Raw genomic sequence first — 26,880 nt, 5'->3', positions numbered from 1 at the left:
AGCCAGGTGCTGGCCCGCGCCATCCACGCCCATATCCATCACCGCACCTTCATCAACGGCAACCGCACCGTGGTCTTCCCGGCAAGCCCCGGCAGCTACGCCTCCGAACGCATGGGTTGATCGCGGGGATCAATCGGCGGCGCGCAGAGGCTACAGAAGTTTTGGGGAAATGCATGGCGGGCGGGGTTGCCATGGCGCGAAAGACTTATATACTCAGGAAATAAATATTCCGTAGAAGAAATAAGAGGGAACGGGAATGGCTCTATCATGGCGTTTCTCAGTGCTAGCGGATCGGCATCGCGCTCTGGGGTCGAAGCTTGAGGACTGGAGCGGCATGGGAACCGCCTGGACCTACGACAAGGACATGTCGGAAGAGCATGTCGCCGTCCGCACCAAGGCCGGCATCATGGATGTCTCGGGCCTGAAGAAGGTGCACCTGGTCGGCCCGCACGCCATCGCCGTCCTCGACGCCATGACCACCCGCGACCTGACCAAGATCTATCCCGGCCGCTCGGTCTATGCGACCATGCTGAACGAGCGCGGCCACTTCACCGACGATTGCATCGTCTATCGTACCGGCCCGAACTCCTGGATGCTGGTGCACGGCTCCGGCTCCGGCCACGAGGAGATCGTCAGGCAGGCGGCAGGCCGAAATTGCGCCGTGCTCTTCGACGACGACCTGCATGACCTGTCGCTGCAGGGTCCGCTCGCGGTCGACTATCTCGCCAAATACGTCCCGGGCATCCGCGATCTCAAATATTTCCACCACATGCAGACGACACTGTTCGGCGCACCGGTGATGATCTCGCGCACCGGCTATACCGGCGAACGCGGCTACGAGATCTTCGTGCGCGGCCAGGACGCCGTCATGGTCTGGGACCGGATCGTCGAGGAAGGCAAGGAGATGGGCATCATCCCCTGCTGCTTCTCCGTGCTCGACATGCTGCGCGTCGAAAGCTACCTGCTGTTCTACCCCTACGACAATTCGCAGATGTATCCCTTCGCCGACCAGCCGCCCGGCGACAGCCTCTGGGAACTCGGCCTCGACTTCACCGTCAGCCCCGGCAAGACGGGCTTCCGCGGCGCCGAGGAACATGCCCGCCTCAAGGGCAAGGAACGCTTCAAGATCTTCGGCATGCTGATCGATGCCGATGGACCGGCCGATCTCGGCGACGACGTTTTTGCCGATGGCAAGAAAGTTGGCGTCATTACCTGCCCGAGCTATTCGTCGCTGACGAAGAAATCCATGGCGATTGCCCGTCTTGACGTTGACAAGGCGGTGCATGGGACGAAACTCGAAGTCCGCGGCAAGACCGTGAAGGCAAACGCCACCGCCCACACGCTCCCCTTCGACGATCCGGAGAAGAAGAAGAGGACTGCCGTAGGTTAAGGAGCACGCAAATGCTCGTTGCAGGCATCAAGAGCCGACCAGTCTACACGGGCCTGACCATCCAGCCGCACGCCCGGCGGCACATTTTCGCACTCGAAGGGGAGGGTGCCAAGGCTCTCCTCGACCAGCGGCCGGCGCTTGACGAAACCGCCCTTTCCCGCAGCGAAATCCTCTATGTCGCCCGCGGCTCGCAAGGTTCCGGCCTGGACGAGGCACTGCGCCAGCTCGGCGCCGACATGTTTTTCACGGCCCCGACGATCGCAACACTGCTCTTCCGATTGAAGGGCTCGCTTGCCACCGCCCATATGGGCACGCGGCTTTATATTGCGGGCACCGAAGGCTTCATCGGCCAGTCAATGCTGGTGGCGCTCGACTACGGCATGGACCACGCCTCCGTCATCACCGAGCACCGCGGGTCGCTCGCCAGACGCGTGCAATGCGTTCATTGCAAGGGCATTACCGACGACGTCACCGCCAGTCCCTTTACCTGCAGCCATTGCGGGTTGACGCTTCTGGTGCGCGATCATTATTCGCGCCGGCTCGCCGCCTTCCAGGGCGTCAATATCGATGCGGAAGAACCGGGCAGCGCGCCCGACCCCGAGGAGTTGTTCCTTTGAGCGGCGGCACAGAAATTCCCGTCCGCGTGGCGCGGATCACCCCGATCGCCGAACGCGTCAAACGTTTCCGCTTCGAGCGCCTCGACGGCAAGCCGATGCCTTATTTTTCCGGCGGCGCGCATATCATCGTCTCGATGAACGATGGCGGCCATATGCGCCGCAACGCCTATTCGCTGATGTCGCCGCCGCATGATTGCGCAGCCTATGAGATCAGCGTGCTGCATGTCGAGGATTCACGCGGCGGCTCCACGTTCATGCATGAGAAGGTGAGCGAAGGCGACGAACTGAGGGTCAGCTACCCCGTCAATCTCTTCCAGCCGGACTGGCGCGGACGCAAGCATCTTCTGATCGCCGGCGGCATCGGCATTACCCCCTTCATCGCGATGATGGAGCAGTTCTCCCGCGAGGGCGCCAATTTCGAGCTGCATTATGCCATCCGCACGCGCGATCGCGGCGCCTATTGGCGGCAACTGCTGGAGCGCTACGGTTCCCATCGCATCAAGATCCATTGCGACGCCGAAGGCGCCGCCATCCCCCTGACGCGCCTGCTCGACAGCCAGCCGCTCGGTACGCATCTCTATGTCTGCGGCCCGTCCGGGATGATCGATGGCGTGCTGAAAACCGGCGTCAATGCCGGCTGGCCGGAACAGAATCTGCATTCGGAACGGTTCCTGTCGTCGCTGCCCGGCAAGCCTTTCACGATGGAGCTGATCCGCTCCGGCAAGAGCGTGAAGGTCGGCCATCACGAAAGCATGCTGGAGGCGATCGAAGCGGCGGGCGTCGACGCACCCTTCCTCTGTCGCGGCGGCGCCTGCGGTCAATGCGAGACTGGGGTCGTCACCTGCGAGGGCAAGCTGCTGCACAATGACGTCTATCTGACGAGCGAAGAAAAGGCCTCCGGCCGCAAGGTGATGATCTGCGTTTCCCGCTTCGAGGGAAACAGGCTGCATCTCGATCTTTGACGGCATCGGATGAAGCGTAACAAGGAGACCGATATGGCAATAGCCTTCAAGCAGGAAACCTTCCGGAATGATTTCAGCTACGGCAACAGCCCCGAAAACATCCGGCGCTTCCCGTTTCCCTTCGAGCGCGACGAATACATGTATTCCGTCAACATGGAGCCGCATGTGCGTGGCCGGGCGGGCACCGTCTTCGAAAACCTGATCGACGTCGACGAACATTATGTCGCCGAGATGCACGACCGGGCACTTGTTTTGAAGGAGGATCCGCTTCGCTATCAGGCCCTGCCGCACATGATGAGCGCGCAATGGGATACGCTGGAACTGCTGATGGAAGAGAAGGCGGCGGGTAATCCCGACCATTTCACGCTGATCCGCAACGGCGACCAGTGGCGCTGGATCAACCGCCCGCTCGGCATCGACGACAGCTTCACCTTCGGCGATGCCTCGACGCTGCCCTATGAGCCGTTCGAATACATCACCCGCCAGGCCCAGGGCGATTTCTGCATCGTCGACCAACGCGACGGCAATCTGTGGATGGATGCCGGCATGGTAACGACGCAGGCCGACTGGTCGCTCGATTTCGATATCGGCATGAATTTCATGGAATGGCATGGGCCGGTGCCGCTCGCCCACCAGATCGGCGTCTTCGACCGGGCGCTGAAATTCCTGTTGAACCTGCAGCAAGGCAAGCCGACACGGCGGTTCAACTGGACGATGACGATCAATCCGCGGCTCGACACCAGCCCCGAGAATTATCACAAATGGGGTCCAGATCGCACCACCGTGACATCGGGCAATGTCGGCGAGAAGGTGTATCTGCGCGTCGAGCTGCAGAGCCTCTGGCGCCTGCCGCGTTCCAACGCCATCCTTTTCGTCATCCGTTGCTACCTGATGAACATGGAAGAACTCGTCACCGTGCCGAAGTGGGCGCGGCGCTTCCCGCGCGTGCTGAAGACACTGCCGCCAGAGCTCATCGATTATAAGGGCCTCACCCGTTTCCGCGAGACGACGATCGACTGGCTATCCAAATATGACGATGGCGCTCCGACCAGCCCCGGCATCTTTCCCGACTGAGGCGCCGCGATGCACACCAGCACCGCGCATCTCTCAGGCGCGGAAAACACCGTAACGATTTGAATTTCTTTCGTAAATCGATATCGCATAATCAAGAGGGGAATGCTTCATGACAAGAGTAGCCGTCATCGGTGCCGGTCCTTCCGGGCTGGCGCAGCTGCGCGCCTTTCAATCGGCTGCCCAGAAGGGCGCCGAGATCCCGGAGATCGTCTGCTTCGAAAAGCAGTCGGACTGGGGCGGGCTCTGGAACTATACCTGGCGCACCGGCCTCGACGAATATGGTGAGCCGGTCCATGGCAGCATGTATCGTTACCTCTGGTCGAACGGTCCGAAGGAATGCCTCGAATTCGCCGACTATTCCTTCGAGGAGCATTTCGGCAAGCCGATCGCCTCCTATCCGCCGCGCGCCGTGCTCTGGGATTATATCAAGGGCCGCGTCGAGAAGGCGAATGTCCGCCATTGGGTACGCTTCAGCACGCCGGTGCGTATGGTCCGCTTCGACGAAGCGACGAAGAAATTCACGGTGACGGCGCATAACCGCGTCGAGGACCGGATGTATGACGAGGAATTCGACTATGTCGTCGTGGCATCAGGTCATTTCTCGACGCCGAACGTGCCCTATTTCGAGGGCGTGAAGGCCTTCAACGGCCGCGTACTGCATGCCCACGACTTCCGCGACGCGCTGGAGTTCAAGGGCAAGGACATCCTACTCGTCGGCCGCAGCTATTCGGCCGAGGACATCGGCTCGCAATGCTGGAAATACGGCGCGAAATCGGTGACGACGAGTTACCGCTCGAAGCCGATGGGCTTCAAATGGCCGGAGAATTTCGAGGAGCGGCCGCTGCTGACCAGGCTCGAAAACCGCACGGCGCATTTCCTCGACGGCTCGACCAAGGAGGTCGATGCGGTAATCCTCTGCACCGGATACCAGCATCACTTCCCCTTCCTGCCTGACGACCTCCGGCTGAAGACCGCCAACCGCCTTTGGGCGGACAGTCTCTACAAGGGGGTGATCTTCGATAAGAACCCGCAGCTCTTCTATATCGGTATGCAGGACCAGTTCTATACTTTCAACATGTTCGACGTACAGGCCTGGTGGGCGCGCGACGTGATGATGGGCCGCATCGCGCTGCCGCCGCAAGAGGAGCTGAAAGCCAATTTCGACATGTGGCGCGCCCGCGAGGAGACGCTCGAGGATGCCGAACAGATGATCTGGTATCAGGGCGATTATGTGAAAGAACTGCTTGCCGAGACCGATTATCCCTCCTTCGACATCGAAGGCACCAACCGGACCTTCATGGAGTGGGAACATCACAAGGCCCACAATATCATGGGCTTTCGCGACCATGCCTATCGATCGCTGATGACCGGCAACATGTCGCCGAAGCACCACACGCCCTGGGTCGACGCGCTCGACGATTCCAAGGAGGAATATCTGCGCAACTGATCGGGCGAAGACTGCCGCGGGACAAGGTGTTCGCACACCTTCGTCCCGCATATTGCGGCCCACGCCTTTGGAACGTGACGACATAAATCCATCTGCAACTCTTCTCTTCGGACGTGGTCTTCATGGATTTTCAAACGAGCATTCTCGGACGCATGAGCGGCTTTCTCTATCGCTGCCGTGCCGATGAAAACTACACGATGCTTGAGATGACCGACGGCATCGAGCGCATCTTCGGTTATCCCCCCGACCAAATCGTCGGCAACCGCACGCGAACCTTCACCTCGATCATGTACGAGGAAGACGTGCCTTTGATGGACGAAATCGTCGGCCGGGCGCTGGAGAAGCGCGTGGACTGGACGATGGAATACCGCATCCGCCATGCAATGGGTCATCTCATCTGGGTGACAGAGACCGGCGGCGGCATCTGGGATCAAAAGGGCGAGCTTCTCTACCTCGAAGGCAGCATCATCAACATCGAATCGCTCTATCAGCGAATCGATGAACGGACCGCCGACATGCGCGTCACCGCTTCGAAGACCAACGAGATCCTGCAATCGCTGCGCTACCTGAAGCTGCTCGCCGTCAATGCCGGCATCGAGGCGGCCCGCGCCGGCACCGCCGGATCGGGCTTTGCCGTGCTTGCCGCCGAGATGCGCTCGCTCGCCAACTCCTCCGAAGAGGCCGCGCGCGCCATTTCCGAGGCACAACGCAAGGCGGAAGGCTGAGCGTTTCCCCGGCCAGCGAAATAATTATGGCTCGGGTCGAAGGCTGGATCGTTAACCGCTCTACGCCTGCTGATATTACAACACATTTTCAAGGACTTGCCGCAGTTTTGCGGTTGAAGTATCTTATCTCATTGTGGGGAATGTTAAGGCCGCGTTAACTTTTTGTTAACCATAGCCGCGCTAGACATGGTCAACGATTTCTTCACATAGATGACCAAAGTGCTAACAGACGCTCGCTCTATCCGCATCAAGGGCCGCTCTTTCCTCGCGGTCATGCTGTCCCCGGATCTTCCCATCGATGATTGGTTGATCAGGCTGGACGATCTGGCCGCGCGCTCGGCCGGCTTCTTCCTCGGACGGCCTGTCGTGCTCGACCTGACGGACCTGCAAATCGACCGGCCGCAGATGAAGGACCTGATTGCCGAACTTGCCAAGCGCAATGTCAGCATCATGGGTATCGAAGGCGCACGGCCTTCCATGCTCGGCACGGGCATGCCCCCGGCGCTCAAAGGCGGCCGCTCGGCTTCCGACATCGAGGTTCAGGCGAATGAGCCTGTCGATCCGGTCGGGAAACAGGCAGCCGCCGAACCCCGTCCGGCGATGCAATCGATCGTCATCAGGGAGCCCGTGCGCTCGGGACAATCGGTGATCTTCCCGGAAGGCGACGTCACGGTCATCGGATCGGTCGCCTCCGGCGCGGAGGTCATTGCGGGAGGATCGGTCCATATCTACGGGGCGCTGCGCGGTCGCGCCATGGCAGGATCCATCGGCAACGCATCGGCGCGGATTTTCTGCCGCAAGCTCGAGGCCGAGCTGGTTGCAATCGACGGCATCTACAAAATGGCCGAGGACATGGCCTCCAATCTTCGCGGACAAGCTGTTCAGCTTTGGCTGGAAGACGACGCGATCATGGCAGAGAAACTGATCTGACGACAGCGCCGCGCGCTTTCATAAGATGCGCAAAGGACGTTGAAACACTTTGAATTGCGCCACGGCAAAGGAGAGAGACATGGGGAAAGTGATCGTCGTCACGTCAGGCAAGGGCGGGGTCGGAAAGACGACCTCGACCGCCGCATTGGGAGCGGCGCTGGCGCAACGCAATGAAAAAGTCGTCGTCGTCGATTTCGACGTCGGCTTGCGCAATCTCGACCTGATCATGGGCGCCGAGCGCAGGGTCGTCTACGACCTGATCAATGTCATCCAGGGCGACGCCAAGCTCACCCAGGCGCTCATCCGCGACAAACGGCTTGAGACGTTGTTCCTGCTGCCGGCCTCGCAAACGCGCGACAAGGATAATTTGACGGCCGAGGGCGTGGAGCGCGTCATCACTGACCTGAGGCGTTATTTCGACTGGATCATTTGCGACAGCCCCGCCGGGATCGAACGCGGCGCAACGCTTGCCATGCGCCATGCCGATGCTGCCGTTGTTGTCACCAACCCGGAAGTCTCGTCGGTACGCGATTCCGATCGCATCATCGGCCTGCTGGATTCCAAGACCGCCAAGGCCGAACGCGGCGAGCGGATGGAAAAGCACCTGCTTCTCACCCGCTACGACGCCAACCGCGCCGAGCGCGGCGACATGCTCAAGGTTGACGACGTCCTGGAGATCCTGTCCATCCCGCTGCTCGGCATCGTGCCCGAAAGCATGGATGTTCTGCGTGCATCGAACATCGGCGCGCCGGTCACGCTGGCAGACAGCCGCAGCGCGGCTGCGATGGCCTATTTCGATGCGGCCCGCCGGCTCGCCGGCGAGACCCTGCCGATGGCGATCCCTGAGGAAAAGCGGAATATTTTCGGCAAGATCTTCGGACGGAGGGCGGCATGAATATTTTCCGTCTTTTCAACAAGCAGAGAACCGCACCGGCCGCTCGCGAACGCCTGCAGGTGCTTCTTGCCCACGAGCGCTCTTCAGCCGGGTCGGACCTGGTCACGCTGCTGCGCGAGGAAATTCTCGCGGTAATCGCCAAGCATGTACAGCTCGACCACGACAAGGTGCAGGTGACGATCGATCGCAACGAATACGTCTCGACGCTCGAGATCGATGTCGAAATCCCGTTGAATGCAGCCGTGCAGGCCGCTTGAAAGAGGGCGCTGCCTGTTCAGACGACAGGCAGCGCTGACAATCACGACTTTCTGGCTTTTCGATTGGCGTAACGCAGGTCGCGTGCGGCCTTTCGGGCGGCTTCATCGGCAATCACGCGAGCGATCCGGTCTTTGTCGGCCGCTTCGCGCGCGTCGGCATCAGCACGTGCTTCGGCCTCGGCGGCCGCCTGACGTTCAGCTTCTGCGGCTTGAGCCCGCTCCAGTTCCTCACGCTTTACCCGCTCCCGCTCGGCGCGCCGTTCTTCCCGGGCTTCGGCGACGGCTTGACGCTCCGCCTGCTTTGCGATCCGCGTGGGTTCGGCCGTATCCTTGGCGGTACGAAACGCATTGAGGAGAGCCGCCTTGGCTTCGGCAGCGGCGCTGCGACGATCGGAAAGCTCGTTGTTTTTGGCGTGTTTCAAATCTGTTACCTGACTGTTTGACTGCGACACTAGAGCATGACGCCGAAACCGGTGGGGCTCTTCGGATGACCCTATGCTCTATTTCTCGATTTGGATCTGGACAGTATTATGCCAATCCGGCGTGTAATCATCTAGATCTTGAATCAAATTTTCTTTTTTCGCTTCACGGCAGGGCCGGCGGCCGCGCTCGCGCGATCCTGCAATTCCTTCGCTTCACGGGCTTCGCGCAGTCTCAAGGTCTTTTCCTCGCGGGCGCGAACGGTCTGATCGATCTCTTCCACCGCGCGGCTTCTCGCCAAGAATTGCGATTGTGCGTTTCCGAAAGCGATCTCCGCCTGTTGGCGTGATTTGCTGTGTGTATCTGACATATTCGTCCTGGATTTCATTTAAGCGCCGCGCGTCTTTTTAGCAAAGGACGGTGGAACGCTTGGAATTGCTGCGTCATTCCTTAAACCGATTCCGATTTAAGGAATGATGCAGTGTTCGCTCAGCGAACGCAACAAAAAGGCCAGGCAACTTGCCTGACCTCGCCGGTATCACGCTTTCAACAGTGCCAGTACATCCGTGGTCAAAGGAAAGCAGATATCAATTTAAGCAGCTTGAAGATTGCAAGCGGACATTTTGCCCGACTTGTTATCGCGCTCAAGCTCGTAACCGATCTTCTGGCCTTCGACGATCTCACGCATGCCGGCGCGCTCAACGGCCGAGATGTGAACGAAGGCGTCAGCGCCACCGTCGTCAGGCTGAATGAAGCCGAAGCCCTTGGTGGAATTGAACCATTTAACTGTGCCAGTGGTCATAACAAACCCTTTCATAGCAATTGACAGGCCGCACGTGCGAGATGCACGACGGATGATAATCTCGATTTTGAAGAGGGAAGTTCGTCCAGGGCACGTTGTCGGCGTGCGATAACAAAAGTCAAACAAGCAATATCGACTATCCGGATATAATCATTGAACTCGAATTTGTCAACTTTCAGTTCTTCGAAACTCGATATTCTCTAAATGGTTGTATCTCAGCGGCTTTACACATCGCCGCAGAGCCGGCTCTTCCCCCGTGGTATCGGGCCGATATTAAGCAGCAGACGAGCCGCTGCCTAACTCGGAGGAATGATGATCAAAGTTTGATGCAGCTACCGTCCGGAAAACCGGATCTGTGGGATCGGCTCACCTTTCCGGATAGCCGCAGTTGCAGCGGCCATTCCCTCTGCGCCATCCCTGGTGTCGAGGATACCAGCGGTGACTTGGAGGGTAATGACGTCTGCGGCCGACACACCGCCCGACGACCAGGCCCGGATGAGCGAGCGCATCTTCCCGTAGGCAAGGGTCGGTCCGTTCGCGAGGCGCTGCAGGAGATCTTCCGTGACCTTCTCCAGTTCGGCGTCAGGAGCAAGGTGGGTTGCGACACCCAGATCCAACGCGGCCTTGCCGGATATCATCTCCGAGAGCAGGACCAGGCGCGTGGCGCGCGCACTGCCGACGCGATCGGCAAGTCGCTGCACTCCGCCGGTCATGGGAACTCCACCGACCATTCCCTCCGGGAAGAAAAGGTGTGCCGACTCTGCCGCCACGAGAAAATCGCATGCGAGAAGGAGTTCAAAACCACCGCCCAGCGCCATTCCGCTTACAGAGGCAACCGTCGGTATCGGCAATTCCTCAATCGCGCGCAACGAAGCCAAAACATCGGCGGCGAACGCTTCCAGGAATTTCGATCCCTTGCCTCCAATGTCACCTGGGTTATCTGCTATGGCGAAGCTGCCGGACGCGGAAGTCACATGAAGAACGCGGATGTCGCTTTCGTATGCCTGACGCACGCCAGCCCTCAGCGACGAGGGATAATCGGCTCCCGGCTCGCTGGCCGCGTCACCGAGCAAGATCAGCTTGCCCACCATACCATGCTGCTCGAAACGGAACGAACTCATGTCTTATCTCCTAATTTACTGACACTTATAGCCAGGCAGGCAGAACGCCTGCTACAAAACGGCTGGTACCGCACGCCGCGCTTGGCGTTGGCTATCGAGCCTATTATGTTACGTACATTACAGAATGGTGGTTGGCAATGGCCCGTCCTCGTACGTTCGAAGAAAGTGAAGTGCTGGATCGCGCGGCGGACGTGTTCAGCCGCCATGGCTATCACGGCTCAACCATGGTGGAGCTGACGGCCGCGATGGGCCTGAACTCACCCAGCATCTACGCCGCCTTTGGAAGCAAACGCGGGCTCTTCGACGCCGTTCTCAGGCGCTGCAGCGCTCGCGAGGACGAGCACTGGGCATGGGCGCTCGCCGCTCCGACGGCCGAAGGAGTCGTCAAACGCTTGCTGACGACCTCGCCGGAGCAGACGTCGAGCCGCGTTCTCGTCCATGCGGGTTTGGCGATGGGAGCGGAGAATGCAGACATCCCGCCTGCGCTGCTGCATCGCCGCCAATCAGCAGAGCTGAAACTACGAGACCGGTTCGAAGAAGCGAAGCGGGCGGGCGACCTCCCGGCAGAGGCTGATACCTCACGGTTGGCGAGCTACGTAACGGCGGTGCTCGGCGGTCTCGCCATGAAGGCCGCCGGCGGGGCACCGCACGGCGACCTGCGAGAGGCTGCCGAGCAGGCGGTAGCGGCGTGGCGGGCAATCAGGGACGTCGCAGCCGCTACGAACATTCGTACAGGGGGTTCGCCGCCGGCGGGGGAGCGAAGCCGCGACCCGCGAAGGTTTAGTGCAGATGCGGCACTCGATGCTGCCATGAAGCTCTTCTGGACCAGGGGTTTTACCGGCGCGTCGCTCAGTGATCTCACCGAGGCGATGGGGATCACCCGCCCAAGTCTCTATGCCGCGTTCGGCAACAAGGAAGCGCTCTTTTTCAAGGCTCTCGACCTCTACCAGTCTCTTCGGAAAGACTACATGACCGAGGCACTCCAGACCCCGACGGCGCGGGGCGTTTTCGAGGCACTCCTCAGGGGGGCGCTACGCGACCAGTTGGACGAGGAACAACCGCGCGGCTGCCTGATGGTTCTTAACGCGATGCAGGGAGGTGACGAGGCGCAGGCGATCCGCATCGAGGTCCTCAGGCGCCAGGCCATCGGGCGCGACCTGCTCGCCGCAAGGTTTGAGCGGGCCAAACGCGAGGGCGACCTGTTGCCGACGGTCAATGTCGACGGTCTCGTGCGTTTCGTCCAATCCCTGATGCACGGCATTCTCGCGCAGGGAGGGGCCGGCGCAAGCCCAAGCGAGCTGGAGGCGCTCGTTGAGAGCAGCCTGACCATGTGGACCGCGTCGGCAGATTTATCGATCGGTAAAGATTAGGCCTATCGAAGGGCTGTTGGTATCTTTACCGATCGGTATAAAGCCCTTAGGCGGAGACATCATCGCTTTCCCAGGAACCAATCTGCGGCACCACCGTCGAACGCATGCATTACGAGCGCGGTCGCGTCTTCTGCGGGTCGTAGTGCGAAAGCGGCACGATTGTCGCCGGCAGGCGTTTCTGGTGGCCGTCGAGCTTGCCGATTTCGACCTCGGTGCCGGGACTTGCATGCATGACGTCGATGCGGGCGAGCGCGATCGTCTTGCCGAGGATCGGCGAGCGGGTGGCACTGGTGACGACGCCGACCTGAGCCCGGCCGATATGGATGCAATCGCCATGGCCGACCGCCTCGTTGGCCTTGACGTCGAGGCCGACAAGCAGATGGCGCGGATGCTCCTTGCGCCGGATCAGCGCCTCGCGGCCGATGAAATCGTCCTGCTTGGATTTCAGCGGCACGGTGAAGCCGATGCCGGCCTCGAACGGGTCCGTCTGGTCGGTGAATTCGTGATGGGCAAAGATCAGACCTGCCTCGATGCGAACCATGTCGAGCGCCTCCAGCCCCATCGGCTTCAACCCGTGCGGCTGCCCCGCCTCCCAGACCGCGTCGAACACCGCCAGCGCATCCTTCGGATGACAGAAGATCTCGTAGCCGAGCTCGCCGGTGTAGCCCGTGCGCGAGACGACGACGGGCGCGCCCTCGAAACCACCGATGCGGCCGACAGTGAAGCGGAACCATTCGAGCTCACCGATCGTCGGCTGGCGCGGCGCCGTCCAGATGATCTCCTTCAGGATATCGCGGCTCTTCGGCCCTTGCAGGGCGATATTGTGCATCTGGTCGGTCGAAGAGCGAACCCAGGCCTTGAAGCCTTTTTCTTCGGCCTGCTGACGCAGCCATATGCCACTGAAATCATCGCCGCCGATCCAGCGGAAATTCTTGTCGCCGAGGCGGAAGAGCGTGCCGTCATCGATCATGCCGCCGTTTTCGTAGCACATGGCGGAATAGACGACCTGACCTGTCGACAGTTTGCGCACGTCGCGTGTCAGGCAATATTGTAAGAGCTCCTCGGCATCCGGCCCAGTCACCTCGAACTTCCGCAGGGGCGAAAGGTCGATGACGGCGGCGCGCTCGCGGCAGGCCCAATATTCCTCGACCGGTCCCTCGGCGGAAAAGCGGTTCGGCAGCCAATAGCCGCGATATTCGGTGTAATCGCGCGTCAGGGTCGAGAGGCGTGGATGGAAGGCGGTTTCGCGCGTCAGTTCGGCGTCGGCATCTGGGGTCATGCGATAGGCCACCGCTCGTGAGAATTTTTCTTTTCCGGAAAAGGTGCGGACATGGATATCCGTCGGATCCCAGCCGTTCGCCGCGTCGATATCGTCGGGGCAGGACGATGAGACGCAGACAAGATCGGTGAGCGCCCGCATCAGCACGTAATCGCCGGGGCGCGACCAGGGCTCGTCGAGATAGAGCTGGTTGTTGTGGTCGATATTGGTGTTGTAGAAATAGTTCAGCGCTTCCCAACCCTTGCGGCCGGCAATGCCGTAAGGCGCCAGCGCCGCGTTGAAATTGTCCGTGCAGTTGACGTGGCCAGGATAACCCATGTCGTCGTAGTAGCGCGAATTGCAGGCGGTCGCGAAAGCATCGTGGCGCCCGACCGTATCCTGGACGATTTCGACCAGCGGCTCGAAGTCCCGGTCGAAGGCCTTAGAGGGCAGGCCCGGCATAGGATAGCTGCGGCTGAGCAGTGTGCGGGTAACCGTCGAATCAAGCGCGAGATCGAGGCCCTTGTCGACCTTGCGGGCGGCGAAAGCTTGGAAATCGGTGCACTGGCGCCCATAAACATCGATGATCTGGATGAATTCGCCGGCACGCACGAAATAGGCCGCGGCGGTCGCCGCCCGGATGCGGATATCCTCGATGGGGTCGGCGGCCGGTTCCGGCAGGGCGGAGGCGTAGTCTCGGATCAACAGGCTGCGCTTGATCCTGATCTCGATCGGCGTCGCCGTATCCTGGGCCTCCGGCAACATGGCGCCGGCCGGTGCCGCGACGATCAGCAGGCCCTTCATGGAAATCGTGAAATCCGCCCGGCTGCCCGGGCTCGATCCCGCCCCGAAGATGCGGAGCGCTCCGGCCGCGGCAAGATCGGCGCCGCGCCGCTCAAGCGCTGCGCGGGTGCGGGCAGCACTCTCATCCTCCCCTTGAAGAATGGCCTTCAAACCTTCGGCTGAATTGCTGAATGCCGTTCCGAGACCCGCCGCCAGGAAGCGTCCCTTTTCGTTGAGGAAAGAGACCTCGCAAACCTGTCCGCCCTCGCTGTCGATGACAGTGACGCAGTCGCCCGGCTCGACACGCACCACGACCGATCCGCCGCCTTTTGCCCTGTAGCGCTCCGTTCCCTCCGGCAAGGTGGGAATGCCGGGATAACGCACGAGGCTCGCAGCCGCCGGCCGCAGGCCCGTCATAGCAGGATGAAGTTCTCGCATTCTGCCCTCATGGGAGGATCGGCATGCCCTCGGGCACCACCCATACAGGTTACAAAATGTCTCGCGAAAGTAAAGTCATGTTGACTAAAAAGAAAATATCTTCACTATGCATCAAGGGCTGAGACTCGGGAATCCGTCGGGAACACGGATCGCCAAAATCATCCGGGCGGGCTTGAGACTGTCAGGGAGACACGTTCAGGGAGACGTACAAAGATACGTCCGGAACAATCGAATGGGGAATTTCACTGATGACAGACGTTGTGGAGGCCGGGATTTCATCCGGCACCGAAGGTAAGCTTGTACGCGCGCTCGACTGGAAGGGCGCATTCTGGGTGGCTGCGGGCGTGCCGCCGCTCGTTCTTTTCTCCATCGGCGGCATTGCGGGCACGACGGGCAAGCTCGCCTTCCTCGTCTGGATCATTTCGATGGTGATGGGTTTCCTGCAATCCTTCACCTATGCCGAAATCGCCGGCATGTTCGCCAACAAATCCGGCGGTGCCTCGGTCTATGGCGCCACCGCCTGGCTGCGGTATTCGAAATTCATCGCGCCACTATCCGTCTGGTGCAACTGGTTTGCCTGGTCGCCCGTGCTGTCGCTCGGCTGCGCCATCGCCGCCGGTTATATCCTCAATTCATTCTTCCCCATCCCGGCGGCGGATTCGCAGATGGTCCTCGACTGGATCTCCGCGCATGCCGCTTCCATCACGGCCGATAGCCCCCGCGTCGCCGAATATATCGCGGCTCATGCCGGCACGACGCCGGATGACGCCGTCAAGGCGTTGCTCGGCACCGACGGCGTCGCCGCGCTGACGCCGTGGATCCGCAGCTGGTCGCTCGTCAGCTTCGGCATTCCCTTTCTTGCCACCGCCAACGTCAATGCTACCTTCTTCATCGGCGGCATCCTGATGCTGATCATCTTCGCGATCCAGCATCGCGGCATTTCGGAAACCGCCAGCGTGCAGAAGTGGCTGGCCATCATCGTGCTCGTGCCGCTGCTTATCATCGGCCTCTACCCCATTGTCAGCGGCCATATCCTTGCCGCCAACGTCACCGGCCTGGTGCCGCCGACGGCCGCCTATTCCGGCGCCGACGGCACCTGGAGCAATGGCGGCTGGACGCTCTTCCTCGGCGGACTCTATATCGCCGCCTGGTCGACCTATGGCTTCGAGACGGCCGTCTGCTACACCCGCGAGCTCAAGAATCCGAAGACCGACACCTTCAAGGCGATCTTCTATTCCGGCCTTGCCTGCTGCCTGTTCTTCTTCCTGGTGCCCTTCGCCTTCCAGGGCGTTCTCGGCCATGCAGGCATGCTCGCCCCCGGTATTGTCGACGGCACCGGCGTTGCCGAAGCGCTCGGCGGCCTGATCGGCGCCGGCCGGGTCGTCACCCAGTTGCTCGTCGTGTTGATGATCATGGCGCTCTTCCTCGCCATCATGACGGCGATGGCCGGTTCCTCGCGCACGCTCTACCAGGGCTCGAAGGACGGCTGGCTGCCGAAATATCTCGACCACGTCAACGAAAACGGCGCCCCGACACGGGCGATGTGGACCGATTTCGCCTTCAACCTCTTCCTTTTGGCCATCGCCTCGGATACCGGCGGCTACTTCTTCGTGCTCGCCGTGTCGAATGTCGGATACATCATCTTCAACTTCCTGAACCTCAATTCCGGTTGGATACACCGGATGGACTCCGGCCATATCGAACGCCCCTGGAAGGCGCCGACCTGGCTGATCGGTCTCAACACAGCGCTTGCCTTCGTCAATGCTCTGTTCCTCGGCGCCGGCGCCAAGGTCTGGGGTTATTCCAATGCGCTCTGGGTCGGCTTCATCTTCGCCGCCCTGATCCTGCCGGTCTTTGCCTATCGCCACTATGTGCGCGACGGCGGAAAATTCCCGGCAGGTGCGATGGAAGATCTCGGCCTCGTCGGCCAGGATCTTGGCGTCAAGAAGGCCGGCATGCTGCCCTATCTCGCGCTCGCCGCCGGTCTGGCGATCGTCCTGATCGCCAACGTGATCTTTCAGCTTCCGGCTTAAAGTGCCTCCCAAGCAAAAAAGCCGCCATGAAAAAACATGGCGGCTTTTTGCATTTGTGGGCGAAGCTTAGCGGCCGCCTTCGATCTTGCGGTGGCGCTGATTGATACCGCCCTTGCCGTAGGGGTAATCGAAAGGCTGAGGCGCGCTTACCTCATCCAATCTCGCCAGGTCATCGTCGGAGAGCTTGAGCTTCATGGCGCCAAGATTGTCGGCCAGTTGCTCCGGCGTGCGGGCGCCGAGGATGACCGAGGTGATCGCCGGCTGCGCCGCCGTCCAGCCGAGCGCCACCTGCGCCATGCTGACGCCATGCGCCCTGGCGATCTCCTCGACAACGCCGATAATCGCCCAGGTTCGCTCCATCGCATTGCGCGGCGCATAGGACTCACCGCCGCGATTGGGATTTTCGCCGAGGCGGGTGGCGCCAGTCGGCATCTCGTCGCGCTTGTACTTGCCGGTCAGCCAGCCGCCGCCGAGCGGCGACCAGGGCAACAGGCCCATGCCGGCATCCTGGCAGGCGGCGACGATTTCGAGTTCGATGTCGCGCACCAACAGGTTATATTGCGGCTGCAGCGTCACCGGGCGGGTATAACCCCGCGCCTTGGCGATTTCGGATGCCTTGGCGATATGCCAGCCGACATAGTTGGAGAAGCCGTAATAGCCGATCTTGCCTGATGATACCGCATCGTCGAGGAAGCGCAGCGTCTCTTCGATCGGCGTCAGCGCGTCCCAAGCATGCATCTGGTAGAGATCGATCTGCTCGAGGCCGAGGCGGCGGAGAGAATCGTCGAGCGCCTGACCGAGATGCCGGCGCGACAGGCCGATGTCATTCGGTCCGTTGCCCATCGGAAAACGTCCCTTGGTGGCGACGATCGCCTGACGGGCTTCGGTCGGGCGGGCCTTCAGCCAGCGTCCGATGATCTCTTCCGACTTGCCGGCGCTATAGACATCGGCAGTATCGATGAAATTGCCGCCCCAGGCGAAATAATCGTCGAGCAGCTTGTGCGAGGCCGCCTCGTCGGCCTCCGCGCCGAAGGTCATGGTGCCGAGGCAATAGGCAGTGACGACGGTCCCGCTGGAACCGAGCTTGCGATAATCCATTTTTCCTCCTCATGCGGAGACCCACAGCCGACGTGCAAAACCGTCGGGGTAGAAGCCGGGGCTCCCGCAATCAATGTCAATATCGTGCTTGAGGCGGCCACTTGCCGCCGGATGACGTCTGGCGCCCTGGGCTCAATCTGGCGCAGGGGCGAGGGCAGCATAACCAATCCGACCGGTGCCACAAGTGGGAAAAAATATTCCCGCGGGCGCCACCGGCGACGGTTACGCTTTTCTCGAGAACGACCCGTCGATCAGATCGGCTGCAGCGACCCCGGTCTCATAGGCGCCGTGCGCCGTCGAGTAACGCGAGCGAGAACAGGCCTCGCCCGCAAAGAAGATCCGCTGGTCATGCGGTGCAGCGAGACGGCTGCGCAGATCGGAGGCGCCCGGCTCGGCATAGGAATAGGAGCCGCCGATATGGGGTGCAGCGGCCCAGGCCGACATTGCCGCCACCGACAATTCCTTGCGGATATCGGCGCCGAATGCTGCCGCCAGTTCATCCCCAGCGAAGGCAAAGGCGGCCTCTTTTCCCTCCCGCTCCAGATCATGCGCGAGGTCGCCGGCAAAATAGGCTTCGACGACGGCAGCGCCGAGTGGCCGGAGCTGATAGGTGCCGGTCGCGCCGCGGCTGATGGAGCCGAGCATATGGGTATCAGCCGGCAGCGCCTGCTGATTTGCGAGCCTGAGGAAGAGCTTGTCGGCGAGCCCGAGCGGCAACCGCGCCGCTGCCTCGATCTTCTCGGGCAAAGGCGGGTCGAAAACAATCTTGCCAGCGGCAAGCACATTCGTCGAAACCGTCACCAGCACCGCACGGGCACTGAGCCCACCCTGGTTCGTCTGAATGTCGATGCGGCCGGCATGGCGGTGATTTACGCGCGTCACTTCGACGCCGAGCCTCGTCGCAACCGGCCTGCCGTAACGGCAGATCAACGTCCCATAGCCCTGGCGCACCCGCCAATCGGGGCCAGGACCGGGGTCGTATCGGTTGTAGTCGAGGACCGACGAGCGTTCCAGCTCGGCGCCGGTGATATAGGTGCCGATCGCCCGGATCTGCCCGTTCCAGGAATTGCCGGGTTCGAGCATCTCGGCCAGATCGGTGTCATCGCCTTCATGGCTTTCAAGGCGTTCGAAATAGTCACCGATCGCCGCTCGCGCGGCGTGGGTCTCCGCATCGTCCCGCTGCAGCCGCCGGCCGCCGTTCCAGGGCGCCGGTGTATGGTCGACCGCCAGTCCGACCTCACCGGCGATCGCGGTCCAGGCGTTGGTCCGCGCCCCATGCAGCCAGCCGCAACCGAGATCGAGTGCGATATCGCCGGCTTCAGGCAGCCCGACGCTCCAGGCGCGGCCGCCGAGACGATCGCCCGCTTCAAGCAGCAGGATGGAAAGATCCGGGCGGATTGCCTGCAGGCGACGAGCAGCGGCAATGCCGGCGGCGCCAGCGCCGATGATGACGACATCCTTCTCGGCGCCCCTGCCGTTGTCACCAGGCATGCATTCTCCTCCCGCCGCTCACCGCTCAGCTAAGCCTCCGTGTCCCCGAAACGCAAGGGTGTATAGCGCCGCGCGCGATGGATTAAACTGCGTCTCCATGACATATAGATCCGATGAGCGTGAACAGAGATTCGCAACTCGACATGTTTGCCAAGGCATCGCCCGCGGTGGTCCAGCTACGCGACCCGTCGCGCCGGCGGCTATCGCAGCCGGCCGCCTATTCCGACGAAGAGATGGCGCGGGCGCTTGAAGAGAGCGGCAACTACCGCATCCTCAGGAAACTGACTGCCCGGCCGGTCGCAGCCGCCAGACGGCCGGAGTTTTCGCGGCTCGGCGTCATTCTCGATACGGAGACCACAGGTCTCAATCACCGCAGCGACGAGATCATCGAAATCGGCGCCGTCGCTTTCACATTCGACGACGGCGGTGCGATCGGCGACATCGTCGGCATCTATGGCGGCCTGCAACAGCCATCGCGGCCGATACCGCCGGAAATTACCCGGTTGACCGGCATCACCGATGCGATGGTCGAAGGCCAGGTCATCGATATAAGATCGCTAAGCGATCTGATCGAGCCGGCGGATCTGATCATCGCCCACAATGCCGGGTTCGACCGGCCGTTCTGCGAAGCCTTCTCGAAGGTTTTCGCCGGCAAGGCCTGGGCCTGCTCGGTTTCGGAAATCGACTGGAGCGCCCGCGGTTTCGAAGGCACCAAGCTCGGCTATCTCGTCGGCCAGGCCGGTTATTTCCATGACGGCCATCGTGCCGTGGACGACTGCCACGCGCTGCTGGAAATCCTCGATCGGGAACAAGGCGACGGCGAAAGCCCGTTCGCGGAGCTTTACAGCGCCAGCCAGTGCTGCCGCATCCGTCTCTTTGCCGAACACAGCCCGTTCGAGATGAAGGACCATCTGAAGGCGAGGGGTTATCGCTGGTCTGATGGAAGCGACGGCCGCCTGAAGTCCTGGTGGATCGAAGTCGGCGAAGACGATCTCGGCGACGAACTGTCCTATCTGCGCTCGGAAATTTACCGATGGAAAGAGGCGGAGCCGCCGATCGTCCGGCTGACGGCCTTCGATCGTTTCAAATCTTGAGCAGAAACGACTCCCAAATCTGACGACCCATGCAAGCGTCGCATAGGTGCAGTGATGCATTGGCGCTGCAACAATCGATCGGCTCGTATTATATACAAGTCATCGAAGCGAACGAAGCGCCAAGGACTGGCAGCTAGGCTTCGAAAGCCCATCGAAAGGGGATCATCATGAACGTAGCACGCTCTTTCAATAACTGGCGCAAGTACCGTCAGACGGTCGCTGAACTGGGCCGTATGTCCACGCGCGAACTGAACGACCTCGGCATCGGCCGCAGCGACATCAGCAACATCGCTCGCGCTGCCATCGCCCGCTAACGGCCCGCAGACTAAGCATTATCGACACTTGGCCAGCGCCTGCTTTCTCTAGAAGCGGGCGCTTTGCTTTTGGGCTCCCGGTTGATGGAACCACGGCGAGGGAGCCGCCCGCTTTTCGCATAGCGCATAGCTGCCTTGCAAAGAAATGCCTACCAACTAAGCACGAAATAAGTATGATTATTTCTATCGAAGCGATGCACCTCCTCCCGCATCCCTTCGACATGCGGGCGCCCCATCCTCCTCCTAGGGTCGTCTGCGGGAACGGCAGCATTCCTCCTCCCAGCTGTCGTTCGGTTTTTTTCGAAAGCCTGCCGCACCTCCTCCCGCGGCAGGCTTTTTCGTTTTTGGCCGATCGCGCCAAAACCGCCGCTCGCGATCCGTCGCCCGGCATTGGTGACTTTTTCCTGCTTATCGCTGATTTTACTCCCGATTCCTGCGGCCACCGCCCACTGCGAGCCGGTGCTGCAGAAACATATTGACTTCGAATTTGTCGTACAACTATGTAACCATTCGGTTCATTGCCGAGCGAAACGGCCGCCGAGCGGATCCGGCTCTCGCGGGAGCAACGACGCTTGACGACAACGAAACTGAAGGAATTTGACATGCAGATCGACGTGAGGCACTCCTCCCATCCCGAGGCCGTGCGCGAATACGACACGGAGACGCTGCGGCGTCACTTTCTGGTGGAAACCATCTTTGCAGGCGGCGAGATCCGGCTGACTTATTCCCACTACGACCGCATGGTCATCGGCGGCGCGACGCCGCTGGCCGATGGACTGGCGCTGACGGCGCCGACGGCGATCGGCCAGGAAACCTTCCTAGCCGAGCGCGAACTCGGCGCGCTCAACATTGGCGGCGCCGGCCGCATCGTCGTCGACGGCACCAGCTACGATCTTGCCAAGTATGATTGCCTCTATGCCGGCAAGGGCGCCAAGGACGTCCGGTTCGAGAGCGCGGATGCCGCCAATCCGGCAAAGTTCTATCTGGTCTCGACGCCGGCACATCAAGTGCACCCGACGGTGCTGCTCACCCGCGAGAAAGCCCGCCACCTGACGCCCGGCGACGCGGCAACGGCCAACAAGCGATCGATCTACCAGTTCATCCATCCTGAGGTTTGCCAGTCCTGCCAACTGACCCTCGGCTTCACCATGATCGAGCCGGGCAGCGTCTGGAACACCATGCCGGCCCATACGCATGACCGGCGCATGGAAGCCTATCTTTATTTCGATCTCGAAGCCGAGCAGCGCGTCTTCCACTTCATGGGCGAGCCGCAGCAGACCCGCCATATGCTTGTCGCCAACGAACAGGCGGTCATCTCGCCGCCGTGGTCGATCCATTCCGGCGCCGGCACCAAGAATTACAGCTTCATCTGGGCAATGGCCGGCGACAACAAGAGCTTCACCGACATGGACCATATCGCCATTGCGGATCTGAGGTGAGCACCGTGGCGAACCCCTTCGACCTTTCCGGCAGGACTGCCGTCGTCACCGGCGCCAATACCGGCATCGGCCAAGCCATCACGGCAGCGCTGGCCGAGGCCGGCGCCTCGATCGTCGCCGTCGGGCGCTCCTCGATGGACGAAACCGAGGCGCTGGTGAAGCGAGCAGGAAGCCGCTTCCACGTCGTCAAGGCCGATCTAGGCACGATCGAACCAGTCAAGGGGATCGTCGCTGAGACCATCCAGACCTTTGGCGGCCTCGACATCCTCGTCAACAATGCCGGCATCATCCGCCGCGCCGATGCGCTCGACTTCACCGAGGAAGACTGGGACGCGGTGATCGACGTAAACCTGAAGACCGCCTTTTTCCTGTCGCAGGCGGCCGGTCGCCATATGGTCGACAAGGGCAGAGGCAAGATCATCAACATCGCCTCGCTGCTCTCCTTCCAGGGCGGCATCCGCATCCCCTCCTATACCGCCTCGAAAAGCGGCCTTGCCGGCCTGACCAAGCTGCTCGCCTGCGAATGGGCCGGCAAGGGCGTCAACGTCAACGCCATCGCGCCCGGTTATTTCGTCACCAACAACACCACGGCGCTGCGCGAGGATGCCGACCGCAATACCGCCATCCTTGCCCGCATTCCGGCCGGGCGCTGGGGAACGCCGGATGAACTCGGCGGTGCCGCGGTGTTCCTGGCATCGTCGGCCTCCGACTACGTGCACGGCACGGTGCTGCCCGTCGACGGCGGGTGGCTGGCACGGTGAGCGGTGATCCGCATTATCCGGAGCTGCCGTGACTTACGTCGTTTTGCCTTTCCTGCCGGCATGCGTTAGCAAAAGGAAATGAGGCTGGCGCAGCCGCATCGGGGGCAGGATCGACACAAGATGACGGATAGGGACAACGCGGTTACCACCACTCGGCAGCCGCCGAACCTGCGCAGCGGCCTTGCCGACACGCTGATGGCGCAGATCGAATCCGGCGATCTGAAGCCCGGCCAGCGCCTGCCGACCGAACAGGCGATCATGAGGACGACCGGCGTCAGCCGGACGATCGTTCGCGAGGCGCTCGCCACCCTGCGCGCCAAGGGCCTGATCACCACGCGGCAAGGGCTTGGCGCGTTCGTCGCGAACGATCCGACCCCCAGATCCTTCTCGATCATTCCCAACGACCTGCAGTCGATCGACGAGGTTCTGCGCGTGCTGGAGCTGCGCATGGGGGTCGAATACGAAGCCGCCGGTCTTGCCGCGCTGCGGCGCACGCCTGAGGATCTCGACCGCATGCAGGATCGGCTCGATGCGCTCGACAAGGCGCTGGAGGAGGGCGGATACGGGGCGCAGGAAGACTACGCCTTTCACAGGTCCATTCTGGTCGCGACGCAGAACTCCTATTACGGCCGCCTCTTCGATACGTTCGGCGACCTCATGGTGCCGCGGCAATGGGCACGCTTGGACAAAATGACGGCGGCCGAGCGCAAGCGCCATGCGGCGCGCATGCGCCGGGAACACCATGCCATATTCGCGGCGATCCGCAACGGCGAAGAGGCCGCCGCCCGCCGCGCCATTCGAACCCACCTCTCGAAGAGTGCCGCCCGCTTCGAAGAACTGCGCGACGCCAGCACTTCGTCGTGAATATTACGCGTCGGGCTTCGGCTTCATTAGCCGCCGCCAAGCGGCATGATCCGTCCGCAACTCGACGGAGGCGTGAACCTCAGGCAACAGCGGTTTGCGTCTGCGCCGGCCGAAGCGCCGTTTGAAGCCGAGGATATTTTCGACAACGCTCCTGGTGTAGAGCCCGGGGCCGCTTGAATAGATCCGCCACCCGCCGTCGACGGCGATCTCTCCCGCCTTGACGCGCTCCCATTCGGCCGCGGCCTGATAACGGTCATGAAAGGCCGCATCGCTGCTGCTGAAATAGCTGTTGCGCTGGCGCAGCGAAGCATGCGGCAGCACTGGCGTGACCGAGATCGGGTTGACGACTGAAATCGCCTTCCAGAGTTCGTCGGCTTCGGCGTCCATTGCCAGTGTTTCGCAATAGCGCAGATGCGCATGCACATACATCAGCCCGATCTCGCGACCGACGAAGGAGGCGGATTCGGCGCGGCGAAACAGCGTCTCGGGTCCACCGGCATAGGTCGCGGGTTTCTCCATCAGCCGCACGCCGTCGGGGAAGCGCAGATGCTTGTCGATCAGCTTCATATGAGCGCGTCGCTGATCGGGTGTGAACAGGCCGCCGAGCATTGCCTGCGTCATCGAGATAAGCGAGTAGGACAGGCCGGTGCGCTTATCGCTCGGGTGCAGCAGCAATTCGACGCCGTCATGGGCGGGATCGAAGATGCCGTAGCCGGCAACGATGCCATCCCGCATCAGATGACGGTTGAAATCCCGGCGCATCGCCGTTGCTACCTTCCTCAACCCCTTGGCCTCGACGCCGTGGCCGAGTCGGCGCAGGATTGCGGAGTAACGGACAATCTGCTCGTAGAGCAGGGCAACGGTCCAACTGCTGACCATCCAGTCGCGCAGATGTGGATCGGCCGGCTGCAGGGAATCGTTCCAGTCTCCCTCGCCATAGCGGATCAGATGCGTTCCGGGGATGAAAGCTTCGCGGACGGTGTCAAGCAGTTTCTCGACATGGATCGCGATAGTGTCGGTTTGGGCCGCCCTCTGCATGGTTTTTTCATCGCGCCAGGAGAGCTTCTCGTCAAGGATGGCGAGATCACCCGTCGCTTCGATATAGTCGCAGAGCGCCTTCAGCGGCCAGACGACGATATCGCCGTGGCTGTCGCCCGCCCTGATGTTGGCATAGGGCTCCAGCATGAACCACTGCGGCCAGTCGCCCTTCTCAAGGTATTGTTCGCTGAAAACGGTCTTTAGCACCTCCTTGGCTTCGCGATCATGCTCATAGGCAAGCAGGAACTCGATCGGCCCCTGGCAGGCGTCGCGTGTGCCCCAGGCCGCACCGGTATATTGCTCGAGGCCGTGCGGCACGCTCACATGCACGATGGCATCATGCGCGAGCCAGGGCAGCAGGGTCGTCTGCGCGGCAAGGTCGGGCGAAGGGTCGCCGATCGCCAGGCCGCGCACGGTGTTGCGCCAGAATGTCGAGGCCGGCGCCAGCATGGCCTCATCGGTGACGCCGGCCTGATAACGCTCTGCCAGCCGCTCGGCTTCTTCGGCATCGGTCATCGAACCGACGACGGCCAGGGAGAGCGCCTGCGTCGGCCGGGATCTGAGCGCGACGAAGGCGCCGTTGCGCGTGACGCCATCGCCATAGAGCAGTTCGTCGCCGCCGATCTCCTCGATGGCATCGGGGGTCGCGCTCACCAGCCAATAGGCGGCCTCGGGATAACGTTCGCCCCAGAGCCAGGCCGGATCCGGCCGAAACAGGATGCGCTTGCCTGAGGTATCGAATTCGATCTGGCCGCCCGCGTCATATTCACGCTCGCCGAGCACGACATGGCCGAACACCAGGAAGCGGCACGGCTTGCCCTCGACCGAGACGGCCCACTGCATCGCCGCTTCCTCGCCGGAGGCGACCGCCGTTACAATGATGGTGCGGTCGGCGCACTTGTAGATCCAGCGGCAATCGCTGAGCCCCATTTCGAAAGCCGACGGCACCGCCAGCAGCTGCCAGCCGGCGCCAACATCCACCATGATGCGCAGCCCGCTGGCGCGCGTCAGGTTGTAGGGATCGCGGGAGACGGAAAACAGCTTGTGAAAGGAAGTGTTGCCGATCGTCAGCTGCGCGGCGAAAATGCCCTGCATCCAACAGGTGGCGGCAAGGGTCGAATCGTCGAGCAGCATATTCTGGCCGCTTCTGACGATCGCGCCGTGGCGGCGCGCCACCAAAAATTCCTTTTCGCGCAAGACGACATGGCGGTTGAGGACGCCGTCCGGCACGAAGAACGACAGCAGCTTTCCGTCGACGCGTTCCTCCAGGCTGCGCTGGGGATAGAGCCGGCCTATCGCCTTTTTGTCGAGCGGCTCGACCTCCAACAGTGACGCGTCCTGCAGCAGGCTGCGGGCCGGCGCCGTCTCCTCGATATCGGCGATCGCACCGTCTGCCGCCGCGAGCCCGCCGAGCCGCGCAAGATCGGCATCGCTCGACGCCTCGAGATGATCGGCGGCAAAGAGGGCGAAGAAGGTCGCGGTCGCGCCGCTTGCGGTGACAGACAGCAATTTCGACTGGATGGCGGAGCAGGCCGTTTCCTGCTGGCGCCGTTTGCTCGGCAGGCTGGTGCCGAAGCGGCCGACCAGCCGGTCGTCGAGACGGTCTCTCGCCTGCACCAGCTGGATCGCATCCGTGGCATAGGCAACTGCCCCGTCGAGGCAACCCTGCGCCAGCCAAGGATTGCGGCCACCTCCCTGTTTGAGATTTTGCCGGTTCATCACCACAGGTCCGAATGCCTGGTGATCGGCGATATGGTGATCGACATATTGCGAGGCATAGGCTTCGCTGTTCATCAGGAAGCCGCGATCGCCGAGACCGACATCCTGGATCAGCACCAGATCGACCGGCAACGTTCCATCCTTCAGATGCCGGATGGCGACACGCCAGAACCAGGCCGTCTCGGAAGGATGCAGCTCGAGCCGGACGTTATAGTGAATATCCCCGGCCTCACCACTCCAGGAGAAGCTGGTGGCCTTATGTCCGAAGCTGCCATTGGCGCGCGGCCCGACGATTTCGACGACATCGGGCCGAGCGCCGCCGACCCGCAGGTAAAGGCGGCCGATACCACCGATGAGCGGCGAGCCCTGGATCTGGTTGACCTGCACCGATCCCTTGTCGTCGGCATATTCGATGGCAAACAGCGTGCCGTTCGGCAGCGCCGATATCGACAGGCCGGAGCCGTTGCTGATCGCAAGGAGGCCAAGGTCGTCGCGGCGGGGCATTTGAAGACTGCGGTCAAGGTCCGGGGCCATTGAGAT

General features: G+C 61.6%; 24 protein-coding genes and 1 pseudogene. 17 read left to right on the top strand and 8 right to left on the bottom strand.

Features of this window, described 5'->3' with window-relative positions:
* The 10 genes and pseudogenes from purU to minE form a co-directional block, all read left to right on the top strand.
* Window positions 1-120, top strand: a pseudogene (gene purU / locus HJB83_RS12085) (formyltetrahydrofolate deformylase); the annotation flags it as partial.
* Between the two features lie 136 nt (window positions 121-256).
* Window positions 257-1,390, top strand: coding sequence for an aminomethyltransferase family protein (locus HJB83_RS12080; protein WP_221131946.1), 1,134 nt, complete (start codon window positions 257-259; stop codon window positions 1,388-1,390).
* A gap of 11 nt (window positions 1,391-1,401) precedes the next feature.
* The gene (locus tag HJB83_RS12075) at window positions 1,402-2,007 is read left to right on the top strand and encodes a dimethylamine monooxygenase subunit DmmA family protein (protein ID WP_207585325.1); all 606 of its coding nucleotides are present in this window, start codon (window positions 1,402-1,404) and stop codon (window positions 2,005-2,007) included.
* Window positions 2,004-2,969 (top strand): PDR/VanB family oxidoreductase, encoded by a 966-nt coding sequence (locus HJB83_RS12070; RefSeq protein ID WP_207585324.1) that lies wholly within the window; start codon window positions 2,004-2,006, stop codon window positions 2,967-2,969. Before HJB83_RS12075 ends, HJB83_RS12070 begins: the two co-directional genes overlap by 4 nt.
* Window positions 2,970-3,002: 33 nt before the next feature.
* Window positions 3,003-4,043 carry a DUF3445 domain-containing protein gene (locus tag HJB83_RS12065; RefSeq protein ID WP_221131945.1) on the top strand — a complete coding sequence of 347 codons (1,041 nt, stop codon included), beginning with the start codon at window positions 3,003-3,005 and terminating at the stop codon, window positions 4,041-4,043.
* Between the two features lie 109 nt (window positions 4,044-4,152).
* The gene (locus HJB83_RS12060; protein ID WP_221117760.1) at window positions 4,153-5,490 is read left to right on the top strand and encodes an NAD(P)-binding domain-containing protein; all 1,338 of its coding nucleotides are present in this window, start codon (window positions 4,153-4,155) and stop codon (window positions 5,488-5,490) included.
* 122 nt (window positions 5,491-5,612) lie between these two features.
* Window positions 5,613-6,215: a PAS domain-containing protein gene (locus HJB83_RS34585; protein WP_207585321.1), complete on the top strand. Its 603-nt coding sequence runs from the start codon at window positions 5,613-5,615 to the stop codon at window positions 6,213-6,215.
* 210 nt (window positions 6,216-6,425) lie between these two features.
* Window positions 6,426-7,145 carry a septum site-determining protein MinC gene (gene minC, locus HJB83_RS12050; protein ID WP_221131944.1) on the top strand — a complete coding sequence of 240 codons (720 nt, stop codon included), beginning with the start codon at window positions 6,426-6,428 and terminating at the stop codon, window positions 7,143-7,145.
* A gap of 79 nt (window positions 7,146-7,224) precedes the next feature.
* On the top strand, window positions 7,225-8,040 hold the full coding sequence (gene minD, locus HJB83_RS12045; RefSeq protein ID WP_207585319.1) for a septum site-determining protein MinD: 816 nt from the start codon (window positions 7,225-7,227) through the stop codon (window positions 8,038-8,040).
* Window positions 8,037-8,297, top strand: a complete 261-nt coding sequence (minE, locus tag HJB83_RS12040; protein WP_003548116.1) for a cell division topological specificity factor MinE — start codon at window positions 8,037-8,039, stop codon at window positions 8,295-8,297. The genes minD and minE overlap by 4 nt, the downstream gene beginning before the upstream one ends.
* 41 nt (window positions 8,298-8,338) lie before the next feature.
* Here the strand turns inward: minE and HJB83_RS12035 are convergent, their stop codons facing one another.
* From HJB83_RS12035 to HJB83_RS12020, 4 genes are all read right to left on the bottom strand, one after another.
* On the bottom strand, window positions 8,339-8,719 hold the full coding sequence (locus HJB83_RS12035) for a DUF6481 family protein (RefSeq protein WP_207585636.1): 381 nt from the start codon (window positions 8,717-8,719) through the stop codon (window positions 8,339-8,341).
* Window positions 8,720-8,862: 143 nt separating this feature from the next.
* Window positions 8,863-9,087 carry a hypothetical protein gene (locus tag HJB83_RS12030; RefSeq protein WP_207585635.1) on the bottom strand — a complete coding sequence of 75 codons (225 nt, stop codon included), beginning with the start codon at window positions 9,085-9,087 and terminating at the stop codon, window positions 8,863-8,865.
* A gap of 222 nt (window positions 9,088-9,309) precedes the next feature.
* Complete coding sequence (locus tag HJB83_RS12025; protein ID WP_003548109.1) at window positions 9,310-9,519, bottom strand: cold-shock protein; 210 nt, start codon at window positions 9,517-9,519, stop codon at window positions 9,310-9,312.
* Window positions 9,520-9,851: 332 nt separating this feature from the next.
* Entirely contained in the window at window positions 9,852-10,640 is a 789-nt protein-coding gene (locus tag HJB83_RS12020) for an enoyl-CoA hydratase/isomerase family protein (RefSeq protein ID WP_221117758.1), read from the bottom strand.
* 137 nt (window positions 10,641-10,777) lie between these two features.
* Between HJB83_RS12020 and HJB83_RS12015 the strand changes: the two genes are divergently transcribed.
* Window positions 10,778-12,010, top strand: coding sequence for a TetR/AcrR family transcriptional regulator (locus HJB83_RS12015; protein WP_221131943.1), 1,233 nt, complete (start codon window positions 10,778-10,780; stop codon window positions 12,008-12,010).
* Window positions 12,011-12,119: 109 nt separating this feature from the next.
* Here HJB83_RS12015 and HJB83_RS12010 read toward each other — a convergent pair whose 3' ends face one another.
* Window positions 12,120-14,489: a DUF1989 domain-containing protein gene (locus HJB83_RS12010; protein ID WP_221131942.1), complete on the bottom strand. Its 2,370-nt coding sequence runs from the start codon at window positions 14,487-14,489 to the stop codon at window positions 12,120-12,122.
* A gap of 248 nt (window positions 14,490-14,737) precedes the next feature.
* Between HJB83_RS12010 and HJB83_RS12005 the strand changes: the two genes are divergently transcribed.
* A complete protein-coding gene (locus tag HJB83_RS12005; protein ID WP_221131941.1) occupies window positions 14,738-16,522 on the top strand; it encodes an APC family permease in 1,785 nt (594 codons plus the stop codon).
* A gap of 66 nt (window positions 16,523-16,588) precedes the next feature.
* Here HJB83_RS12005 and HJB83_RS12000 read toward each other — a convergent pair whose 3' ends face one another.
* The gene (locus HJB83_RS12000; RefSeq protein WP_207585314.1) at window positions 16,589-17,620 is read right to left on the bottom strand and encodes an aldo/keto reductase; all 1,032 of its coding nucleotides are present in this window, start codon (window positions 17,618-17,620) and stop codon (window positions 16,589-16,591) included.
* A gap of 222 nt (window positions 17,621-17,842) precedes the next feature.
* Window positions 17,843-19,111: an NAD(P)/FAD-dependent oxidoreductase gene (locus tag HJB83_RS11995; RefSeq protein WP_207585313.1), complete on the bottom strand. Its 1,269-nt coding sequence runs from the start codon at window positions 19,109-19,111 to the stop codon at window positions 17,843-17,845.
* A gap of 113 nt (window positions 19,112-19,224) precedes the next feature.
* Here HJB83_RS11995 and HJB83_RS11990 point away from each other — a divergent pair, with 113 nt between their 5' ends.
* From HJB83_RS11990 to HJB83_RS11970, 5 genes are all read left to right on the top strand, one after another.
* On the top strand, window positions 19,225-20,205 hold the full coding sequence (locus HJB83_RS11990) for a 3'-5' exonuclease (RefSeq protein ID WP_207585312.1): 981 nt from the start codon (window positions 19,225-19,227) through the stop codon (window positions 20,203-20,205).
* 167 nt (window positions 20,206-20,372) lie between these two features.
* Entirely contained in the window at window positions 20,373-20,519 is a 147-nt protein-coding gene (locus HJB83_RS11985) for a DUF1127 domain-containing protein (RefSeq protein ID WP_207585311.1), read from the top strand.
* A gap of 602 nt (window positions 20,520-21,121) precedes the next feature.
* Entirely contained in the window at window positions 21,122-21,958 is an 837-nt protein-coding gene (gene kduI, locus HJB83_RS11980; protein ID WP_221131958.1) for a 5-dehydro-4-deoxy-D-glucuronate isomerase, read from the top strand.
* On the top strand, window positions 21,955-22,719 hold the full coding sequence (gene kduD, locus HJB83_RS11975; protein WP_311044280.1) for a 2-dehydro-3-deoxy-D-gluconate 5-dehydrogenase KduD: 765 nt from the start codon (window positions 21,955-21,957) through the stop codon (window positions 22,717-22,719). The genes kduI and kduD overlap by 4 nt, the downstream gene beginning before the upstream one ends.
* A gap of 120 nt (window positions 22,720-22,839) precedes the next feature.
* Window positions 22,840-23,583, top strand: coding sequence for a FadR/GntR family transcriptional regulator (locus HJB83_RS11970; protein WP_221131939.1), 744 nt, complete (start codon window positions 22,840-22,842; stop codon window positions 23,581-23,583).
* Window positions 23,584-23,586: 3 nt separating this feature from the next.
* Here HJB83_RS11970 and HJB83_RS11965 read toward each other — a convergent pair whose 3' ends face one another.
* Entirely contained in the window at window positions 23,587-26,874 is a 3,288-nt protein-coding gene (locus HJB83_RS11965) for a GH36-type glycosyl hydrolase domain-containing protein (RefSeq protein ID WP_221131938.1), read from the bottom strand.
* Window positions 26,875-26,880 lie beyond the last annotated feature (6 nt).

This window comes from Rhizobium sp. NZLR11 (assembly GCF_019685115.1).
Taxonomy (GTDB): domain Bacteria; phylum Pseudomonadota; class Alphaproteobacteria; order Rhizobiales; family Rhizobiaceae; genus Rhizobium.
The sequence above is the reverse complement of the archived record's forward strand: the minus strand, read 5'-3'. Positions and strand labels throughout refer to the sequence as shown.

Bases quoted from the DNA above. Each gene is read 5' to 3' on its own strand.
- HJB83_RS12000 (WP_207585314.1), bottom strand. From the start codon at position 17,620: ATGGATTATCGCAAGCTCGGTTCCAGCGGGACCGTCGTCACTGCCTAT.
- HJB83_RS11995 (WP_207585313.1), bottom strand. From the start codon at position 19,111: ATGCCTGGTGACAACGGCAGGGGCGCCGAGAAGGATGTCGTCATCATC.
- minD (WP_207585319.1), top strand. From the start codon at position 7,225: ATGGGGAAAGTGATCGTCGTCACGTCAGGCAAGGGCGGGGTCGGAAAG.
- HJB83_RS11990 (WP_207585312.1), top strand. From the start codon at position 19,225: ATGAGCGTGAACAGAGATTCGCAACTCGACATGTTTGCCAAGGCATCG.
- HJB83_RS12075 (WP_207585325.1), top strand. From the start codon at position 1,402: ATGCTCGTTGCAGGCATCAAGAGCCGACCAGTCTACACGGGCCTGACC.
- HJB83_RS12015 (WP_221131943.1), top strand. From the start codon at position 10,778: ATGGCCCGTCCTCGTACGTTCGAAGAAAGTGAAGTGCTGGATCGCGCG.
- HJB83_RS11965 (WP_221131938.1), bottom strand. From the start codon at position 26,874: ATGGCCCCGGACCTTGACCGCAGTCTTCAAATGCCCCGCCGCGACGAC.
- HJB83_RS11985 (WP_207585311.1), top strand. From the start codon at position 20,373: ATGAACGTAGCACGCTCTTTCAATAACTGGCGCAAGTACCGTCAGACG.
- HJB83_RS12025 (WP_003548109.1), bottom strand. From the start codon at position 9,519: ATGACCACTGGCACAGTTAAATGGTTCAATTCCACCAAGGGCTTCGGC.
- minC (WP_221131944.1), top strand. From the start codon at position 6,426: ATGACCAAAGTGCTAACAGACGCTCGCTCTATCCGCATCAAGGGCCGC.
- kduI (WP_221131958.1), top strand. From the start codon at position 21,122: ATGCAGATCGACGTGAGGCACTCCTCCCATCCCGAGGCCGTGCGCGAA.
- HJB83_RS12060 (WP_221117760.1), top strand. From the start codon at position 4,153: ATGACAAGAGTAGCCGTCATCGGTGCCGGTCCTTCCGGGCTGGCGCAG.
- HJB83_RS12065 (WP_221131945.1), top strand. From the start codon at position 3,003: ATGGCAATAGCCTTCAAGCAGGAAACCTTCCGGAATGATTTCAGCTAC.
- HJB83_RS12030 (WP_207585635.1), bottom strand. From the start codon at position 9,087: ATGTCAGATACACACAGCAAATCACGCCAACAGGCGGAGATCGCTTTC.
- HJB83_RS11970 (WP_221131939.1), top strand. From the start codon at position 22,840: ATGACGGATAGGGACAACGCGGTTACCACCACTCGGCAGCCGCCGAAC.
- HJB83_RS12010 (WP_221131942.1), bottom strand. From the start codon at position 14,489: ATGCGAGAACTTCATCCTGCTATGACGGGCCTGCGGCCGGCGGCTGCG.
- minE (WP_003548116.1), top strand. From the start codon at position 8,037: ATGAATATTTTCCGTCTTTTCAACAAGCAGAGAACCGCACCGGCCGCT.
- HJB83_RS34585 (WP_207585321.1), top strand. From the start codon at position 5,613: ATGGATTTTCAAACGAGCATTCTCGGACGCATGAGCGGCTTTCTCTAT.
- HJB83_RS12005 (WP_221131941.1), top strand. From the start codon at position 14,738: ATGACAGACGTTGTGGAGGCCGGGATTTCATCCGGCACCGAAGGTAAG.
- HJB83_RS12080 (WP_221131946.1), top strand. From the start codon at position 257: ATGGCTCTATCATGGCGTTTCTCAGTGCTAGCGGATCGGCATCGCGCT.
- HJB83_RS12020 (WP_221117758.1), bottom strand. From the start codon at position 10,640: ATGAGTTCGTTCCGTTTCGAGCAGCATGGTATGGTGGGCAAGCTGATC.